Raw genomic sequence first — 3,217 nt, forward strand, 5'->3', positions numbered from 1 at the left:
CAGCCCGAAGAGCGTGCCGCCCGCGGCGGCGATGGCGGCCGCGGCGCCGGCGGCAGCCCACCAGCGGCGACGGGAAGGGGAAGTGTGTTGCGGGTTCATGGTGGAAGTCCTCCGGGTTTTTTCAAAGCAAAAGTCGAAATCGATCGGGCAAGGGTTGCCCCTTCCGGCCCACGGGGGCCAGAAAACAAAAGGGACGCAGCAAGCAGCGGAAAGGCGGCGAAAGGCGGGTCGTGCGGCTCGCCGAAGCGGATCGCAGTATCAAACCTCAACCGGGGTTGAGGTCAATGCACCCCGCGGGTCAGCGCGCGGGCAGGTCGGTGGTGGTGAGGGTCAGGGTGCAGGACATCGGGTGGCCTCGAAGAAACGGCTGAACTGCGCCTGAACCTCGGGCGCACAGGGGCATTCGCCCGAACCGGGCTGCAGCAGGGCATCGGGCCACTGGTTCGCCTTGGCGAACACGTGCTGCGTGACTTCCAGCCCCGCCGCCTGCAGCCGGTTGGCGTAGGCGAGGGCTTCGTCGCGCATGGGATCGTCGTCGCCCACCAGCACCAGCGTGTGCGGCAGGCCGGCCAGCCGCTGCGCCATCGCGGGCACGGCATAGGGATGTTCGGCATCGCGGGTGCATCGCAGGAACTGCAGCCAGCCATCGGCCCACTTGCAGGCGGTCGATTCGCCCATGGCGGCACGCACCGAGGGCGTGGCGCCGCAGGGGTCGAGCATGGGCGACAGCAGGATCTGCCCGGCCAGCGGCGGATGGGACTGGTCGCGCGCCATCAGCGCCACGCCCGCGGCCAGGTTGCCGCCGGCCTCCTCCCCCGCCACGTACACCCCGGCGCCGGGACCGGCCAGGCGGGTGCGGTGCTTGTGCGCCCACTTGAGCACCAGGTAGCCGGCGTCCACCGGCTGCGGGAAGGGATGGTCGGGCGAGAGCGGGTACGCCACCGACACCACCAGCGCGCCGGCGCGCTCCAGCAGCCGGGCCACCGTGCAGCCGTTGTCCAGATCGCCCGCCACGAACGCGCCGCCATGGAAGTGCACCACCAGCGGCAGCGTTTCCTTGGGCTTCTTGCGGCCGTACATGCGCACGGACACTTCCTGCCCCTTGGCCACCTCAATGGTGGTGTCGGTGCAGGTGGAGGACGATGGCGATGGGGTGAAGGTGCTGGACATGGCGGTGACCGGACAAGACCGGGTGATGTGAAATGTAGCGACGCAGCCGCCGACGATAAACCAGCCAAATGCCACAGCTCTGTTTCCGATTGCCGAACAATCGGCGGCACGGGCCCGTGTGAGAATTCCTTGGCCCCATTCGGGGCCAGAGAGAACAAGGAGGGCCCATGGACCAGATCCAGGCCATGCGGGTTTTTGCAAGGGTGGTGGAGGCAGGCACGTTCACGCGGGCGGCCGATTCGCTGCAATTGCCCAAGGCAACCATCACCAAGTACGTGCAGGCGCTCGAGGCGCGGCTGCGCGTGAAGCTGCTCAACCGCACCACGCGGCGCGTGACCGTCACGGCCGATGGCGCGGCCTACTACGACCGCACGGTGCGCCTGCTCGCCGATTTCGACGACATCGAGGCGAGCATGACGCACGCGCGCGCCACGCCCAGCGGCCGGCTGCGCGTGGACGTGGGCACCTCCGTGGCGCGGCTGCTCATCATTCCGCGGCTGGAGGAGTTCCATGCGCGGTTTCCCGACATCCAGATCGACCTGGGCGTGAGCGACCGGCCGGTGGATTTGATCGGCGACAACGTCGATTGCGTGATCCGCGGCGGCGAGCTGACCGACCAGTCGCTGGTGGCACGGCGCATCGGCAACCTGGCCTTCGTCACCGTGGCCGCGCCCTCCTACCTGGAGCGCTACGGCACGCCCACCCACCCCCTCGATCTGGAGGGCGACCACAAGAGCGTGATCTATTTCTCGCCGCTGTCCACCCGCCGCTACCCGCTGGAGTTCGTGCGCGACGGCGAGATGATCGAGGTCACCGGGCCCTCGCAACTGGCGGTGAACGAGTCCAACGCGTACTCGGCGGCGCTGGTCGCGGGGCGCGGCGTGGGGCAGATCACGCTGTTCCAGGCGGCCCGGCAACTGGAGCGCGGCGACCTCGTGCGGCTGCTGCCCGAGTGGTCCATTCCGCCCATCCCGATCTACGTGGTGTACCCGCCCAACCGGCACCTGAGCGCCAAGGTGCGGGCCTTCGTGGACTGGGCGGCCGAGCTGTTCGCCAGCGAGCGGTATCTGCAGACCTGAACGTTTGCTATATTTTTCATAGCTAAACGCCCTAGTATAGATTGCACTGGGGCCCTTTTTGATGCATGCCCGCGCGAGGCCGCCCTCCACCGGCCGCGCGGGGCCGTATGCTCCCGGCATGACCGAACCCGAAGTCCCCGAGCCCGGCGAAACCCCCGCCCCCAGCGCCACCAACGCGCCTTCCACCCCGAACGCCACGCCACCCACGCCACCGGCCAGGCAGCCGCGCAACCCCCTGCACGGCATCACGCTCGAAGCCATCGTGGTCGCGCTGCACGACTACTACGGCTGGGAAGGCCTGGCGCAGCGCGTGGCCCTGCGCTGCTTCGAAAGCGATCCCAGCGTGGCGTCCAGCCTGAAGTTCCTGCGCAAGACACCCTGGGCGCGCGAGAAGGTCGAGAGCCTGTACCTGTTCATGCTGCGCGAGCACAAGCGCCAGGGCGGCGGGCCGGGCTGAACGCGGCCGGCCCTGACAACCCATCCCCGACGGCCCATTCGCGCTGCGCCAGCGCAGCTCAGGCGCCCGGGCCGTGCGTTCGTCGCAATCGGCTCGCGGCGGCAGGCCCCGGTGGGCACATTGGAGGCACGGAGAGGCACACGCCTGTCCTGATCCCCCAACCCGCCCCAGGAGCCTTCCATGCCCACCGTTTTCGACCGCCGCAACACCATCCCCTCGCCCCACGCCCTGGCGCGCACGGCCCTCGCCGCCTGCGCCCTGCTGGCCGGCTCCCTGGCCACGGCCCAGACCAGCACGCCACAGGATGCGGCCACCGCAGCCGCGACCGCGCCCCGAGTGGTTGCGATGGATGCCCCCGCAGGCCGCACGCGCGCCGAGGTGATCGCCGAGCTGCAATGCGCGCGGGCCTCGGGCGAACTGGAGGCCATGGCGATGCAGTCCTACGGCATGCCCACCCCGCCCGTGAACCGGGCCGTGCCCGAATGCGCCGCAGCGGGCGGCACGGCCGTGG

The 3,217-nt window shown here is 69.7% G+C and carries 4 protein-coding genes; 3 read left to right on the forward strand and 1 reads right to left on the reverse strand.

Going from position 1 to position 3,217, the window contains the following annotated elements; translation table 11 throughout:
• Positions 1-330 precede the first annotated feature (330 nt).
• The gene (locus AC27IQ_RS21100; protein ID WP_487090662.1) at positions 331-1,170 is read right to left on the reverse strand and encodes an alpha/beta hydrolase; all 840 of its coding nucleotides are present in this window, start codon (positions 1,168-1,170) and stop codon (positions 331-333) included.
• Between the two features lie 167 nt (positions 1,171-1,337).
• On the opposite strand from AC27IQ_RS21100, the gene AC27IQ_RS21105 reads away from it, so the two are divergent.
• The 3 genes from AC27IQ_RS21105 to AC27IQ_RS21115 form a co-directional block, all read left to right on the forward strand.
• Positions 1,338-2,249 (forward strand): LysR family transcriptional regulator, encoded by a 912-nt coding sequence (locus tag AC27IQ_RS21105; protein ID WP_317359537.1) that lies wholly within the window; start codon positions 1,338-1,340, stop codon positions 2,247-2,249.
• Positions 2,250-2,367: 118 nt separating this feature from the next.
• Positions 2,368-2,706, forward strand: a complete 339-nt coding sequence (locus AC27IQ_RS21110; protein WP_487090663.1) for a VF530 family protein — start codon at positions 2,368-2,370, stop codon at positions 2,704-2,706.
• Between the two features lie 180 nt (positions 2,707-2,886).
• Positions 2,887-3,217, forward strand: a 331-nt coding sequence (locus AC27IQ_RS21115) for a DUF4148 domain-containing protein (protein ID WP_487090664.1), incomplete at its 3' end; no start/stop codon positions are given.

The organism is Acidovorax sp. KPB24-07 (genome assembly GCF_057543315.1).